Below are 14,096 nucleotides of genomic sequence, written 5' to 3'. Positions count from 1 at the left end.
GCCCGAGTGCATCGGAGACCGGCATGAGATCCCGTCGTCTCGTCGCGGTGGCCTGCACGGCAGGCGTCGCCCTGTCCCTGCTCGCGATCAACGCCCAAGCCGCCGCGCCCAAGGAAGGTCTGCGTCTGCTCACCGTCCGCGACTCCCTGCTCGCGACGCACACCTGGTACGAGCAGACCTACGACGGAAAACCCGTGCTGGGCGCCTACTACGTCGAGCACGTCGACAAGGCGACCGGCGTGAAGACCGTGGACGACGGCCGGATCGCGGTCGGCACGATCGACGCCACGCCCGCTGTCACCGCGGACCACGCGAAGCGCAAGGTCGCGGCGCCGCAGGACGCCAAGCTGTCGGTGCTGCCCGGTACGGGGCTCGTCTACGAGGTGATCTCGGGCGACACGACCGAACGCACGCTCGTGCACGCGGAGACCGGAGCGGTCGTCCACAGCGAGAGCCTTCTCGTGCACGCGGATGGAACCGGCAAGGTGTTCAGCCCGAACCCCGTGTCGTCGCAGCAGAACCAGAACCTGGTCGACGGGAACGACGAGGACTCGGCCGTGCCCAGCGCGGCCTACCGGTCCGTCACACTGTCCGGCCTGGACGGTTCCGGCTACCTGAAGGGCACGTACGCCCAGATCACGGGAACCAAGAACAAGCTGGCGTTCAGCAGCACCAACGACTTCAGCTACACCCGCAGCAACGACCTCTTCGAGCAGGTCAGTGCCTACTGGGGTGTCACCGAGTCGCAGAAGTACATCCAGAGCCTCGGTTTCACCAACGTCAACAACGAGCAGCAGGACATCACGACCCTCGGTCTGACGGCGGACAACTCGAACTACAACCCGCGCAAGGACCTGATCACGTTCGGCACGGGTGGCGTGGACGACGCCGAGGACGTCGAGGTGGTGTGGCACGAGCTCGGCCACGCCATTCAGGACGCCCAGGTGCCCGGCTACGGCACCAACGTCGAGTCGCGCTCGATCGGTGAGGGCTTCGGCGACTGGTGGGCGTTGATCATGTCCGCGGCCGACTCCCAGGACACCGCGACCACCCCGTTGGCGTGCATCGCGGACTGGGACGCGGTGTCCTACGCGCCTGGGACCCCGCACTGCCTGCGTCGCACCGACACCGAGCTGAAGTACGCGGACCGCAACGGTTCCGTGCACCACGACGGCCAGATCTGGTCGCGGGCGCTGTTCGACGTCTTCAAGGCGTTCGGCCGGGACAAGGCGGCGAAGATCGTCCTCGAGTCGCAGTTCTCGTACGCCCCCTCGACGACGTTCTCGGCGGCCGCCGCGGCGACCGTCGCGGCGGCGAAGAAGCTCTACGGCGACGGGGACGCGGCCGTGGTGCAGGCGGCCTTCACGGCCCGCGGCATCTCGTAGTCAAATGTCAAATCGCCCGTAACGACTAGTGGCGGTTGTGCGTTTGATTCCACGACCGTGACGCTGTGTGTGCCGTCGCTGTACACCCTGCACACACAGCGTCATCGGGAAGGACTGGCAACATGGCGAAAACCCTGCATCGCCTGATCGTGTCCGTCGTGGTGTCCGCTCTCGCGAGCATCTTCTTCGTTGCCCCGGCCGCCAGCGCCGACGTCTCACCGATGATCGTCGGTGGTACGAGGGCCAGCACCTCCACCTATCCCTGGGTCGTCTACCTGGCGTCGACCTCCGGCTCCCAGTTCTGCGGCGGAACGCTGGTGAAGGCCAACAAGGTCGTCACCGCCGCTCACTGCGTGAAGGGTCGTACGCCCGCCAGCACGCGAGTCGTGCACGGCCGTGACGACAAGCAGAGCACCGCGGGCACCGTGGCCAGCGTGACCCGCATCTGGGTGCACCCGAGCTACACCACCGCGACCGCCGGCTACGACGTCGCCGTGCTGACGCTGGACCGCAACATCAGCTCGGCCACCCTGCCGCTCGCCACCCCCGCCGACACCGCGCTGTACGCCGCGGGCAACTCCGCGCTGATCCTCGGCTGGGGCACCACGTCCTCCGGTGGTTCGGCCTCCCGGTACCTGCTCAAGGCGAACGTGCCGCTGACCTCGGACGCGACCTGCAAGTCCGCGTACTCGCAGTACAGCAACACCTCCATGGTGTGCGCGGGCTTCCCGCAGGGTGGCGTGGACACCTGCCAGGGCGACTCCGGTGGCCCGCTGGTGTTCGGTGGCAAGCTCATCGGTGACACGTCGTGGGGTCGCGGTTGTGCCGCGGCCGGCTACCCCGGCGTGTACGGCCGCATCGCCCCGTACTACTCGGTCATCAACGCCCAGCTGTAGCACCGGCAAGCCTTCGACGGCCACCACACCGATCCGCATCGGACGGTGTGGTGGCCGTTCTGGTAGGTCGGTTGCAGCGCGTGCGTGGTCACGCGCATCCTGCTGGGCATGGCTGATCTGGAAGCTGTGCCGGAAGACTGGTCGAGCGCGCTGGTCGTCGTCGCTCATCCCGATGACATGGAGTACGGCGGCGCGGGCGCTATCGCGCGTTGGACCGCTCAGGGCAAGAACATCGCGTACGTGCTGGCGTGCCGTGGCGAGGCGGGCATCGACTCGATGGAACCGTCGGTCGCCGGGCCGTTGCGGGTCGAGGAGCAGATCGCGTCGTGCGCGGCGGTGGGGGTCTCCGTCGTCGAGTTCCTGGACCACCCGGACGGCGTGATCGAGTACGGCGTGCCGTTGCGGCGCGACATCGCGGCAGCCATCCGCCGGCACCGGCCGGAGTTCGTGATCACCGGCAACTTCCGGGAGACGTGGCCGGGTGGCGCGCTGAACATGGCGGACCACATCGCGGTCGGCCGCGCGACCGTCGACGCCGTCCGGGACGCGGGCAACCGGTGGGTTTTCCAGGACCTGGGCCTTGAGCCGTGGAATGGCGTCAAGTACGTGGCGGCGGCGTCCTCACCGATGTCGACTCACGCCGTGGACATCACCGACTCGTTCGACGCTTCGGTGGCGTCACTACGCGCGCACAAGGCGTATCTGGCTGCGCTGAGCGGCGACATGGCGGATCCGGAACTGTTCCTCCGCGGCGCCGCGGAGGCCGTCGGGCAGCGGTTCGGCGGCGTGCTGGCCACCTCTTTCGAGTTGCTGCGGCTGTGAGCATGTTCCCTTCGGCTGGACACGGCCGGTCCGGTGTGGATGCTTCTACGCATGCCCTTTGAACAGCACTACCTGGCCGGCCTCGACCTGCGGGGCCGGCGCGTCCTCGTGGTCGGCGGAGGCACGGTCGCTCAGCGCCGCCTGCCCCGCCTGATCGCCAGCGGCGCCGCCGTCGAGCTCGTGTCGCCGTCCGTCACACCCGCAGTCCAGGGCATGGTCGACGCGGGGGAGCTGACCTGGCACCAGCGGCGCTTCCAGCCCGGTGACGTCGAGGGCGCGTGGTACGTGGTGGCCTGCACGTCGAACGTCCAGGTGAACACGCAGATCGGCGAGGAGGCGCTCGCTCAGCGCGTCTTCTGCGTGCGCGCGGACATCGCCGTGGAGGGCACGGCCGTGACCCCGGCGGTCGGCACGCACGACGGCCTCGTGCTCGGTGTGCTGGCGGGCGGCGAGCACCGCCGTTCGGCCGCCGTTCGCGACGGGCTCGTGGCGGCCCTGCGCGACGGCCGGATCGCGGACCAGGCAGCTCCGCCGGTCGGCGTGGCGCTGGTGGGCGGCGGCCCCGGCGACCCCGAACTGATCACCGTGCAGGGCAAGCGTTTGCTGGCCCACGCGGACGTGGTCGTCGCCGACCGCCTGGCACCGCGCGAGCTGCTGGAGGAACTGCCGGCACACGTCGAGGTGGTCGACGCGGCGAAGATCCCGTACGGCCGCGCGGCCACGCAGGAGTTCATCAACCAGACGCTGATCGACCGCGCCAAGGAGGGCAAGTTCGTCGTCCGGCTGAAGGGCGGCGACCCGTACGTCTTCGGCCGCGGCTTCGAGGAGCTCCTGGCGTGCGCGGAGGCCGGCATCCCGGTGACCGTCGTGCCGGGCGTGACGTCGGCGTTCGGCGTGCCCGCACTGGCCGGTGTGCCGGTGACACACCGAGGCGTGGCGCACGAGGTGGTCGTCGTCTCGGGTCACGTTGCCCCAGATGACCCTCGTTCGCTGGTCGACTGGTCGGCGATCGCACGCCTGCAGGGCACCGTCGTGCTGATGATGGCCGTCGAACGGGCCGGTGCGTTCGCCACGGCGTTGATGGAAGGCCGCCCCGGTTCGACCCCCGTCGCCGTGATCCAGGAGGGCAGCACGGCGGCCCAGCGCGTCTTCCGGTCCACTTTGGACTCGCTGGCCGAGGACGTGAAGCGCTGGGAGGTCCGCCCGCCGGCGATCATCGTCGTGGGCCCGGTCGCGGGCCTTGCTTCCGCAAATAGTTAGATAAGTTTCTTTACAAAAGCCGCGCGACCGGTGGACTCTGCAATCACGCCGCCTCAGTCCACCGGTTCTTGCGGAGGCACGCATGAAACGCGCCCTGTCTGTGGCGGCAGGCATATTGCTGATCATGTCCGGTTTGTTCGCTTCATCCCCGGCAACCGCGGCATCCCAACAGGTCTTCTGGACCTTCTACGGCTGGTACGACAACACACCGCCCGGCGGTAACATCGCCTACCCGCAGATCCACAACACCGCCGGCGGCAAGGGCACCTGGTCGGACCCGATCACGTTCGCGACGTCCCGCAAGGAAGCCAAGCCGGGCACGAAGATCTATTTCCCGCGCGTGAAGAAGTACTTCATCATGGAGGACTCCTGCTCCTCCTGCGAGCAGGACTGGGACGGCAACGGCCCCAACGGCGGCCCTCGCCTGTGGCACTTCGACGCCTGGGTCGGCGGCAAGGGCGGCAACGCCATGAACGTCATCGACTGCGAAGACGCCCTGACCAACTACCACCCCGACGGCAAGCCGGTGATGGAGGAAACCATCATCAACCCGCCGTCCAACCTGACCGTCGACCCGACGCCGATCTTCAACACCGCGACCGGTGAGTGCTACGGCGGCGCCAAGCCGAAGACCACCAACGGCGAGTACAAGAACGTCGCCACCGGCAAGTGCCTCCAGGGCGGCGCCTCCGGCTCGCAGCTGACGACGGCGGTGTGCAACGGCTCCGCCCCGCAGCAGTTCAAGTTCCACGGCGCCTTCATGGAGCAGGGCTCACCGCAGCTGTGCACCACCCTGTCGTCGGGCAAGGTCGTGCTGCGCAAGTGCGACGGCGGCCCGGCCCAGCAGTGGTCCATCAACCCGAACAAGACCATCTCGGACATGCAGCACAACACCAAGTGCTACCGGGACTCCTCGGGCAAGGCGGCGTCCTGCTCGGGGGACGCGGCCAAGTGGACGTTCAAGGCCGCGCCGGTGAAGTGATCGCGTAGCGGCTTGAGGCTGCCCACGCCGACCGCGGTTCGCAGCCCCACGGCCACGAACCACGGCGCCAGCAGCCCGAAGTGGTCAGCGACCAGTCCGCCCAGCAGCGCGCCGACCGGCTGAACACCCCAGGTGATCAGGGTCTGCGCGCTGCTGACGCGTCCGAGCAGGTTCGTGGGCACCGCCCGCTGCCGCAACGCCGCCGTGGCCACACCCCACACCGCGGTGCAGAACGAGCTGACCACCGCGAACACCGCAACCGTGGGCAGATCACGGGCGAGCGTCGCAATTCCCAGCCACATCAACGGAATCAGCACCACGGTCACCGCGACGGTGTGGCGGTACCTGGCGAGCATCCGCTCGGCGAGGAGCCCACCGGCGACGCCACCGCACGCGAGCGTGGCGAGAAACGCCCCGAATCCGGCGTTCGTCAGCCCCAGCCTCTGCTGCGCGAACAGCACCAGCGTCGCCATGGTCATCGCGATGCACAGGTTCGTGGTCGCGGACACGACCGTGACCGTTCTCAGCGCCTTGTGCTTCATCAACCACCGCAGGCCTTCGACGACCTTCGGCTTGGCCGGCCGAGGTTGCCGCCTCGTGCGCATCCTGGTCACCAGCAGTGCTGCTGTGGCGAACGTCAGCGCGTTGACCCAGAACGGTGCCGGTACCGCGATCGCGAACAACGACCCGCCCAGCGGCGGCCCCACGAACTGCAATGCCACCGCCTGCGACGCGAACAGCCTGCCGTTGGCTCGCTCCAGCAGGTGGTTCTCGACGGTCGCCTTGATGAGCGGCTGCCCCACCGCCCTCGGCACGTTCTCCGCGGTGCCGATCAGGAACGCCATGCCGTACAGGAACGCGATGTGCGCGCTGTGGAAGGCGGCGAGGACCGCCATGAGCGCGCATTGGATCCACAGGGCGGTGAGGAGGAGACGACGGCTGTCGTAGCGGTCGGCGGCTGCGCCTGCGGGGAGTGAGGCGAGGAGCCAGGGCAGGGATCCGAAGAAGCTGACCCCGGCGATCAGTTTCGGGTCCTGGGTGAGTGTGGCGGCCAGCAGCGGGAGTGCGGCGAGAAAGATGCCGTCGCCGAGCGCCGAGATCGCGCTGCCGCTCCACAGCAGGTACCAGTTCCGCCCCATGCCGCACCCTAGACGCGACGAACGCCCGGCCGGAGAACCCGGCCGGGCGTTCGGACGAAACAGGGATCAGCCGCGAACGACCTGGACCAGGTGGTCGACAGCCTCGGCCACCGGCACCTCGACGCGGTCTCCGGACTTGCGGTCCTTCACCTCGACGACGCCGTTGGCGAGCCCCCGGCCGATCACCAGGATCGTCGGGATGCCCACGAGCTCGGCGTCCGCGAACTTCACGCCGGGGCTCGCCTTGCGGTCGTCCAGCAGCACCTTCAGGCCGCGCGCGCTCAGCTGCTTCGCGAAGTCCTCACCGGCGGACACGAGCGTCTCGTCCTTGCCCGCGATGACCACGTGCACGTCGGCAGGCGCGACGTTGCGGGGCCAGATCAGGCCGCGGTCGTCGTGCGACTGCTCGGCGATGGCCGCGACCAGGCGCGAGACGCCGATGCCGTACGAGCCCATGGTGATGCGGACGGGCTTGGAGTCCGGGCCCAGGGCGTCGAGCGAGAACGCGTTGGCGTACTTGCGGCCCAGCTGGAAGATGTGGCCGATCTCGATGCCGCGCGCGGCGACGAGGACGCCCTTGCCGTCGGGCGACGGGTCGCCCTCGCGGACCTCGGCGACGTCGATGACGCCGTCGGGGGTGAAGTCGCGGCCTGCCACGAGGTCGACGACGTGGTGGTCGGCCTTGTCGGCGCCGGTCACCCAGGCCGTGCCGCGCACCACGCGGGGGTCGGCGAGGAAGCGGATGCCGTTCGCCTGGATCGCTCCCGGGCCGATGTAGCCCTTGACCAGGAACGGGTTCTTGGCGAAGTCCGACTCCTCGAGCATCGCGACCTCGGCGGGCTCGAAGGCCGCCTCGAGGCGCTTGAAGTCCACCTCGCGGTCGCCGGGGACGGCCACGGCGAGCAGTTCCCAGTCCTTGCCGGGGTGCTTGAGCTTCACGAGAACGTTCTTCAACGTGTCGGCCGCGGTGAACTTGCGGTCGGTGTTCGCGTTGAGGAAGTCCACCAGCGTTTCGATGGTGGGCGTGTTCGGCGTGTGGTGCACCTGGGCGGCGGGCTTGTCGTCGATCGGCTGCTCGGGGGGCGCGGGGGTCGTGACGGCCTCGACGTTCGCCGCGTAGCCCGACTCGGTGCTGCGGACGAAGGTGTCCTCACCCGTCTCGGCGACGGCCAGGAACTCCTCGGACGCGGAGCCGCCCATCGCGCCGGACGTCGCCGACACCACCACGTACTCCAGGCCGAGGCGGTCGAAGATGCGGATGTAGGCGTCGCGGTGGTCCTGGTAGGACTTGCTCAGGCCCTCGTCGGTCAGGTCGAACGAGTACGAGTCCTTCATCAGGAACTCGCGGCCGCGCAGGATGCCCGCACGGGGACGCGCCTCGTCGCGGTACTTGGTCTGGATCTGGTACAGCGTGACCGGGTAGTCCTTGTACGAGCTGTACTCACCCTTCACGGTGAGCGTGAACAGCTCCTCGTGGGTGGGGCCGAGCAGGTAGTCGGCGCCCTTGCGGTCCTTGAGCCGGAAGATGTTGGGGCCGTACTCCTCCCACCGGTTGGTCGCCTCGTAGGGCTCCTTGGGCAGCAGGGCGGGGAACTGGATCTCCTGCGCGCCGAACGCGTCCATCTCCTCGCGGACGACGGCCTCGATGTTGCGCAGCACCCGCAGACCCAGCGGCAGCCAGGAGTACCCGCCCGGCGCGACGCGGCGGACGTAGCCGGCGCGCACCAGCAGCTTGTGGCTGGGCACTTCGGCGTCGGCCGGGTCCTCGCGAAGGGTTCGCAGGAACAGCGACGACATCCTGGTGATCACGGTGGGTACTCCTCGTTCACGGGCTGTTGGGGCAGCGTACTGGTTGCGCTGCCGACGAAATCGCGGGCGGTCGGTTTGTTGGGCTCTGACCAGCGCGGACCTGGAATTGTCAGACCCCCTGAGTAGCGTCCGGAAGCATGTCCCTGACGATTGCCATGATCACCATCGACACCGGCGACGCGCGCAAGCTCGCCGAGTTCTGGACGGCGGCGCTCAACACCACCGTCCAGAACGACTGGGGCGAGTTCATCGTCCTCGCTCCGAACACCGAGAACGGCCCCGCGTTGGGCATCCAGCAGGTGCCGGACGCCACGCCGGGCAAGAACCGCGTCCACTTCGACTCGCACGTGCCGGACCGCAAGGCGGAGGTGGCCAGGCTGGTCGGGCTCGGGGCCACCGAGATCGCGGTGCACAGCATGCCGGGGCTCACCTGGTCGGTGCTGGCCGACCCGGACGGCAACGAGTTCTGCGTCGCCCAGGACGGCGAAGAGGTCTAGAGCGAGACCGGCAGGCCGTAGTCGATCCAGGTCCGCTTCAGCTCGAACCCCGCGCGCTCGTACACGCCGAGTGCGCGGGTCGGGTTGGCCGAGTCCACGGAGAGCCCCGCGCGCTGGTAGCCCTGCCCCTTCGCCTGCGCCAGCGTCCAGCTCAGCAGGGCGGAGGCCACCCCACGCCCGCGGTGTTCCCGCAGGGTGCCGACGTCCCCGATCCACAGCTCGCGCACGCCCGTCAGCTCCTCGACCACCGGGTAGTGCCGCGAGAGCACGAAACCGGCCACGGCGCCGTCTGCGAGCGCCAGGAAGGAGGTCTCCGGAACGAACCGCTTGCTGTTGGTGAACGACGCCGCCCATTCCTCCGGGCTGCGCTCGACCGAACCCCAGTGGCCGGCGAACGCCGCGTTGCACACCTCGCGGACTTCTTCGTCGCGGGCAGCGGAGAACGGCACGATCTCGTAGGCGGGCGGGATCGGGACCTGGGCGAGTGACTCGCCCAGTGCCACCTCCAGCTCGTTGAAGTAGCGGTCCGCGGTGAAGCCGAGCTCGGCGCACAGTGCGACGTGGCCTGCGCAGCGGCTCTCGACCATGGTGTTCACCACCATGGGCATGGCCGGGTGGCGTGCGGTGTGCAGCTTGCGCGCCAACGGGATGAGGCGCTGCAGCAGCTGCCGCCCGATGCCGTTGCGGCGGAAGTCCGGGTGCACGGCCCCGTCGAGCCGGACGCGGTGCGTGTTCACGGGATTGTCCCGCAGCGCGACCAAGCCGTACGCCACGAGTGCGCCGTCCACGAGCGCGGCCAGCGACCCGCCCGGCAGGTCCGTCTCGTCGAACCGTTCGGCGAAGTCCTCTTCGGACAGCAACTCGCCGGTGTCGTCGACCGCCTCGACGGCGCAGTAGAGCGCGGCCACCGCAGGGATGTCCGCTGTCGTGAGCGCGCGCCACACGAGTTCCACGTCAATGAAAGCTACGGGGAGGCGATGACCCCAACAACTGAATAAGCCGTTGTCCGGAACAGGGCGGCAACGCCATCCTGCGTGCGATGACGAAACCAGAGATCGCGCCACTGCACGAGGACCTCACCTTCCACGGACCGCTGTCCGAGGAACGGGCCGAGCGTCTCATCCGCAGCCTGCACCCGCTCGACGACGCACACGTGCTCGACGTCGGCTGCGGCTGGGCGGAGTTCCTGCTGCGGACCCTCGAAGCCGCGCCCACCGCCACCGGCACCGGTGTCGACCTCGACGTCACCGCCATCGCGCACGCCCAGGCCACGGCCGCAGCGCGAGGCCTGGCCGACCGGGTCAGCCTGCAGGTGGCCGACGTCGCCCAGTGGCAACCGGGCAGGCCTGTCGACGTGATCATCGTCAACGGTGCCAGCCAGGTGTGGGGCGGAGATCCGTTGCAGCACACGGCGAACGCGCTCACGGCGGCGAAGCAGCTGCTGCGGTCGGGCGGGAAGCTGTTGCTGGGTGAGGGTTTCTGGGAGCGCGAGCCGACCGACGAGCAGCTCGCCGCGATGCCGATCCCGCGTGACCAGTACGGCTCGCTCGCCGACCTGGTGGACCTCGCGCACGAGCACGGCTACCGGCTGCTCGCGGTGGAGCAGGCGAGCCTCGACGAGTGGGACGTGTTCGAGAACGGGCACGCCCTGGCGTGGGAACGCTGGCTGCGCGACAACCCGGACTCCGAGCACGCGGACGAGATCAGGACGAAGGCCGACACGCACCGCGCCCACCGCTTGCGCGGCTGGCGCGGCACGCTGGGCCTCGCGTACCTGACGCTGCAGGCGTCCTGAGACACCACGGAGAACACGGCCGGGCTCGAACCGGCGTCCTCCCGGATGAGAGCCGGGGCTCTACCACTGAGCTACGTGTTCCACGCGTCCGGCCGGCCGGGCTCGAACCGGCGTCCACCCGGTCCCGAGCCGGGCGTTCTACCGCTGAACTACAGCCGAACGAGGGCCAGCCTGCTCAGCCGGCGGCGTCCTGTCCACCGAATACCCCGGTGCGGACGGGCTTGCCGCTGAACACCCGAGCGTGCCGCAACGCCATCGCCCACACCGGGTCCGACACGGACACGCCGTGCACCAGCTCCGGGGTGGGGCGGAAGCGCGCGATCGCGGCGTGCGCGCGGGGTGCGGTCCATCCGGAGCGTTCCGGGTCGACGCCGTGCTCGCGGCACGCCGCCTCCACATCGGCGCGCGTGCAGACCGCTGTGCCGTCGAGCACTTCCCACGGCAACGGCAGGCGCGACCACACCGAGGTGTCCGGGTGGAGGCCGCCGCCCGCCTCGTGGTGCCAGAAGGCGAGGTCGGCGGCCATCACGCGCATGACCTTGCCCGGCCACGCGTGGTCCAGCAGATCCGGCACACCCGCGGCGTGCAGGCAGGCGATCCAGCCGTTGCGTGCGGCGTTGTAGGCGCCGGCCAGCGCGTTCCAGCTGGACGAGTCCACGCCGGTGCGCACGACCATGGTCGCCTTGTCGATCTCGGACGAACGCCACAGCCCGGCCAGCAGGCCCGCGACCGACCTGGTCACCGCCGACCACCGGCCGAGCAGCTCGCCGAGCTGGTCCGGCCGCAGGTGGCGCAGGACCTCCCAGGCCGGGCAGGCCAGCGCGATCATCGCCCAGTCGGTGTCGCCGCGAGCCCTGCATCGCGCGAGCAACGCCTCCGCGACCTGGTCGAACGGATTCACGCGGCCGGTCAGCGAGAACTCACGACGCAGCTTGCGCCGTGCCGTGTAGTAGGCGATGAAGCAGGCGGCGTCGGCATCCGCGCGGAACCGGTCGCGGTCGATCGCGCCGACGAATCCGGCCGAGGCGATGAGCGTCAGGCGGCGCAGCTCACGTACGCGCTCCAGCCTCGACGCCTTCGCCGAGAGCCGGCGCAGCATCCGGAAGCGCCGGTTGTACTGGCGCTTCGACAGCTCGATGCCCGCGGCGGCGCGCGCCTCGCGGTTCAGCCGGTCGGCGAGGAAGTCGGCGCGGTCCGGGTCCCAGTTGATCTCGGCACCGACGAACGACGCGAACTCCAGCACGGAGACGGGATCGTCGGCGTCGACCGGGCAGGTGTCCACACCGAACACGACTCGCGTCGCGGCGACCTGCCGCGCGGCACCGACAGGGCGGGCGTAGTCGGTGCTCATACCGGTGAAGCCGTGCCAACGGCTCGCGTGCGCCGCCACCTCGTTGATCACCGAGCGCTGGCGGCGCGTCAACGAGGGCAGCGCCTCCCGCACGAGGACGGCCACGTCCTCCGGGCGCAGCCGGGCGTCGAGCGAGTCGTAGAGACGGTCCAAAGCGTCCACGCATTCCAGAGCACCACGCCGGTCCAGCGGTTTTCCCGCATTGGCCTACGCTTGCCAACCGTGCTGGTGCTGCTTCCCCCGTCGGAGACCAAGGCGATCGGCGGCGAGGGTGCGCCGCTCGATCTCGACGCGCTGTCCTTCCCCGAGCTGAACCCCGTGCGCGACAAGCTCGTGTCCGCGCTGGCCGACCTCGCGACGGACGTCCCGGCGAGCCTCAAGGCGCTCGACATCTCGGAGCGCCAGGTCGACGAGGTGCACCGCAACGCGGCTTTGCGCACGTCAGAGACGACGCCCGCACTCCTGCGCTACACCGGCGTGCTCTACGACAACCTGGACTTCCCGTCGCTCAGGAAGGCCGACCAGGAGCGGGCCTTCGAACGGCTGGCGGTCGCGTCGGCGTTGTTCGGGGCGATCCGCGGCGGTGACCCGGTGCCCGCGTACCGGTTGTCCGGCGGCAGCACGCTCCCGTCGCACGGCAGCCTGCGCACGGTGTGGAAGCCCGCGCTGGAGCCGGTGCTCAGGCAGGCCGACGAGTTCGTCGTCGACCTGCGTTCCGGCGCGTACTCGAGCCTCGCGAGGATCCCGCACGCCGTCGTCGTCCGGGTGGTCACCGGCGAGGGCAAGGTCGTCAGCCACTTCAACAAGGCGCACAAGGGCCTGCTCGCCCGTGCCATCGCGACGAGCAAGACCGAGCCGGGCGACCTGAAAGGCCTGGTCAAGCTCGCGCAGAAGGCCGGGCTCACGATCGTGCCGACCGGCGAGAAGACCGCTGACCTGATCACCGGTTAATTCGGTTGCGGCCCCCGAGGGGACCGGGCAAGCTTCAGCGAGCCGACACGCGGCGAGAAGGAACGAAGGAGGTGCGTCGTGTCTGAGCCTGTCTTTGGACGTGGCACCGCGACCCGTCCTCCCGCCCCTCGCGCCTGATCAGCAGCGTCTGATCGCAGAGCGCCAGTGGGGCGGTCACCTTCACCTTCCGGGAGACCCCACCGTGCGCGAGCACGATCTTCACGAGCGTTTCGAATCCTCCTTTGACGACGCCGACACCATGCGGCGCAAGGGAAAGCGCGGTAAGCGCGCCAACGCCGACGACACGGAGCCAACGCGTCGCGGCCGCATGACAGAAGAAGAAAAGCTGCGGATCGCACGACTGCGCGAGGACCAGCTCAGCACGGCTGACACCCCCGAGGACGGCGACCGCTGGTCCACGTGGGGCGACGCCGAGCAGGGGCCCAGGCCGCACCCGGACTGGCTCGTCACCGAGCTGGCCGCGGTCGACCGCGAGCTGGGCATCGTGAAGACCGGCAAGGAAGCGGACGTCTTCCTGCTGGAACGCGCGATGGGCGAGAAGGCGTGCCTGCTCGCCGCCAAGCGCTACCGCAGCAACGACCACCGGATGTTCCACCGCGACGCGGGATATCTGGAGGGCCGGCGGATGAAGAAGTCCCGCGAGATGCGGGCCATCCAGAACCGCACCGCGTTCGGGCGCAACCTGATCGCGGAGCAGTGGGCGGTCGCGGAGTTCACCGCGCTCGCCAGGCTGTGGCAGATCGGCGCGCCCGTGCCGTATCCGGTGCAGCGCAGCGGCACCGAGCTGCTGCTGGAGTTCATCGGCGACGACGAGGGCAACGCGGCACCGCGGCTCGCGCAGGCGCGTCCGGACGAGGACGAGCTGCTCGACCTGTGGCGCCAGCTGGTCGCCACGCTGATGACGCTCGCCGAGGCGGGTCTCACGCACGGCGACCTGTCCGCGTTCAACCTGATGGTCCACGAAGGCAGGCTGATCATGATCGACCTGCCGCAGGTGGTCGACCTCGTCGCGAACCCCCGCGGCGTGGAGTTCCTCGACCGCGACGTCCGCAACATCAGCGGTTGGTTCGCCTCGCGCGGCCTCCCGCCGGAGATCGCCGACCCGTCTGCGCTGGTGGCGACGCTGCTGGACGTCGCGGGTATGGCGTGACCCACCTTGCGCGCCCGGCCGTGTCCAACGACACTGCC

General features: G+C 69.5%; 13 protein-coding genes and 2 tRNA genes. 9 read left to right on the top strand and 6 right to left on the bottom strand.

Translation table 11 applies throughout. From position 1 onward, the window contains the following. Positions 1-23: 23 nt before the first annotated feature. From ABFX45_RS16325 to ABFX45_RS16305, 5 genes are all read left to right on the top strand, one after another. Positions 24-1,385, top strand: coding sequence for a M36 family metallopeptidase (locus ABFX45_RS16325; RefSeq protein WP_346130770.1), 1,362 nt, complete (start codon positions 24-26; stop codon positions 1,383-1,385). A gap of 122 nt (positions 1,386-1,507) precedes the next feature. After that, positions 1,508-2,281, top strand: a complete 774-nt coding sequence (locus tag ABFX45_RS16320; protein ID WP_109633883.1) for a S1 family peptidase — start codon at positions 1,508-1,510, stop codon at positions 2,279-2,281. A 108-nt stretch (positions 2,282-2,389) separates the two neighbouring features. Then, positions 2,390-3,103, top strand: a complete 714-nt coding sequence (locus ABFX45_RS16315) for a PIG-L deacetylase family protein (RefSeq protein WP_109635157.1) — start codon at positions 2,390-2,392, stop codon at positions 3,101-3,103. Positions 3,104-3,154: 51 nt separating this feature from the next. Continuing rightward, positions 3,155-4,363: a uroporphyrinogen-III C-methyltransferase gene (gene cobA / locus ABFX45_RS16310; RefSeq protein ID WP_346130767.1), complete on the top strand. Its 1,209-nt coding sequence runs from the start codon at positions 3,155-3,157 to the stop codon at positions 4,361-4,363. 82 nt (positions 4,364-4,445) lie between these two features. Then, a complete protein-coding gene (locus tag ABFX45_RS16305; protein WP_346130765.1) occupies positions 4,446-5,345 on the top strand; it encodes a ricin-type beta-trefoil lectin domain protein in 900 nt (299 codons plus the stop codon). Here ABFX45_RS16305 and ABFX45_RS16300 read toward each other — a convergent pair. Beyond that, positions 5,264-6,484, bottom strand: coding sequence for an MFS transporter (locus ABFX45_RS16300; RefSeq protein ID WP_346130762.1), 1,221 nt, complete (start codon positions 6,482-6,484; stop codon positions 5,264-5,266). The two genes, ABFX45_RS16305 and ABFX45_RS16300, sit on opposite strands and share 82 nt — an antisense overlap. 66 nt (positions 6,485-6,550) lie before the next feature. Then, positions 6,551-8,293 carry a proline--tRNA ligase gene (locus tag ABFX45_RS16295; protein ID WP_109633874.1) on the bottom strand — a complete coding sequence of 581 codons (1,743 nt, stop codon included), beginning with the start codon at positions 8,291-8,293 and terminating at the stop codon, positions 6,551-6,553. Positions 8,294-8,430: 137 nt separating this feature from the next. Between ABFX45_RS16295 and ABFX45_RS16290 the strand changes: the two genes are divergently transcribed. Next, a complete protein-coding gene (locus ABFX45_RS16290; RefSeq protein WP_109633871.1) occupies positions 8,431-8,790 on the top strand; it encodes a VOC family protein in 360 nt (119 codons plus the stop codon). Here the strand turns inward: ABFX45_RS16290 and ABFX45_RS16285 are convergent. Further along, positions 8,787-9,743, bottom strand: a complete 957-nt coding sequence (locus tag ABFX45_RS16285; protein WP_346130759.1) for a GNAT family N-acetyltransferase — start codon at positions 9,741-9,743, stop codon at positions 8,787-8,789. The two genes, ABFX45_RS16290 and ABFX45_RS16285, sit on opposite strands and share 4 nt — an antisense overlap. A gap of 86 nt (positions 9,744-9,829) precedes the next feature. Between ABFX45_RS16285 and ABFX45_RS16280 the strand changes: the two genes are divergently transcribed. Further along, positions 9,830-10,585, top strand: a complete 756-nt coding sequence (locus tag ABFX45_RS16280) for an SAM-dependent methyltransferase (protein ID WP_346130757.1) — start codon at positions 9,830-9,832, stop codon at positions 10,583-10,585. Between the two features lie 10 nt (positions 10,586-10,595). Here ABFX45_RS16280 and ABFX45_RS16275 read toward each other — a convergent pair. The 3 genes from ABFX45_RS16275 to ABFX45_RS16265 form a co-directional block, all read right to left on the bottom strand. Beyond that, positions 10,596-10,666: transfer RNA gene (locus tag ABFX45_RS16275), tRNA-Glu, on the bottom strand. A 6-nt stretch (positions 10,667-10,672) separates the two neighbouring features. Then, positions 10,673-10,744: transfer RNA gene (locus ABFX45_RS16270), tRNA-Pro, on the bottom strand. A 16-nt stretch (positions 10,745-10,760) separates the two neighbouring features. After that, positions 10,761-12,098 (bottom strand): hypothetical protein, encoded by a 1,338-nt coding sequence (locus ABFX45_RS16265; protein WP_346130755.1) that lies wholly within the window; start codon positions 12,096-12,098, stop codon positions 10,761-10,763. A gap of 60 nt (positions 12,099-12,158) precedes the next feature. On the opposite strand from ABFX45_RS16265, the gene yaaA reads away from it, so the two are divergent. Together yaaA and ABFX45_RS16255 are read left to right on the top strand one after the other, a co-directional pair. After that, the gene (gene yaaA, locus ABFX45_RS16260) at positions 12,159-12,887 is read left to right on the top strand and encodes a peroxide stress protein YaaA (RefSeq protein WP_109633861.1); all 729 of its coding nucleotides are present in this window, start codon (positions 12,159-12,161) and stop codon (positions 12,885-12,887) included. 202 nt (positions 12,888-13,089) lie between these two features. Next, on the top strand, positions 13,090-14,058 hold the full coding sequence (locus ABFX45_RS16255) for a serine protein kinase RIO (RefSeq protein WP_428834154.1): 969 nt from the start codon (positions 13,090-13,092) through the stop codon (positions 14,056-14,058). Positions 14,059-14,096: the final 38 nt, after the last annotated feature.

It is taken from the genome of Lentzea roselyniae (assembly GCF_039537795.1).
GTDB classification, from domain to species: Bacteria; Actinomycetota; Actinomycetes; order Mycobacteriales; family Pseudonocardiaceae; genus Lentzea; species Lentzea atacamensis.
This window is presented reverse-complemented; position numbering and strand designations above follow the sequence as displayed.

Excerpts from the sequence above, each read along its gene's own strand:
- ABFX45_RS16325 (WP_346130770.1), top strand. The coding sequence starts at position 24 with ATGAGATCCCGTCGTCTCGTCGCGGTGGCCTGCACGGCAGGCGTCGCC.
- ABFX45_RS16320 (WP_109633883.1), top strand. The coding sequence starts at position 1,508 with ATGGCGAAAACCCTGCATCGCCTGATCGTGTCCGTCGTGGTGTCCGCT.
- ABFX45_RS16315 (WP_109635157.1), top strand. The coding sequence starts at position 2,390 with ATGGCTGATCTGGAAGCTGTGCCGGAAGACTGGTCGAGCGCGCTGGTC.
- cobA (WP_346130767.1), top strand. The coding sequence starts at position 3,155 with ATGCCCTTTGAACAGCACTACCTGGCCGGCCTCGACCTGCGGGGCCGG.
- ABFX45_RS16305 (WP_346130765.1), top strand. The coding sequence starts at position 4,446 with ATGAAACGCGCCCTGTCTGTGGCGGCAGGCATATTGCTGATCATGTCC.
- ABFX45_RS16300 (WP_346130762.1), bottom strand. The coding sequence starts at position 6,484 with ATGGGGCGGAACTGGTACCTGCTGTGGAGCGGCAGCGCGATCTCGGCG.
- ABFX45_RS16290 (WP_109633871.1), top strand. The coding sequence starts at position 8,431 with ATGTCCCTGACGATTGCCATGATCACCATCGACACCGGCGACGCGCGC.
- ABFX45_RS16280 (WP_346130757.1), top strand. The coding sequence starts at position 9,830 with ATGACGAAACCAGAGATCGCGCCACTGCACGAGGACCTCACCTTCCAC.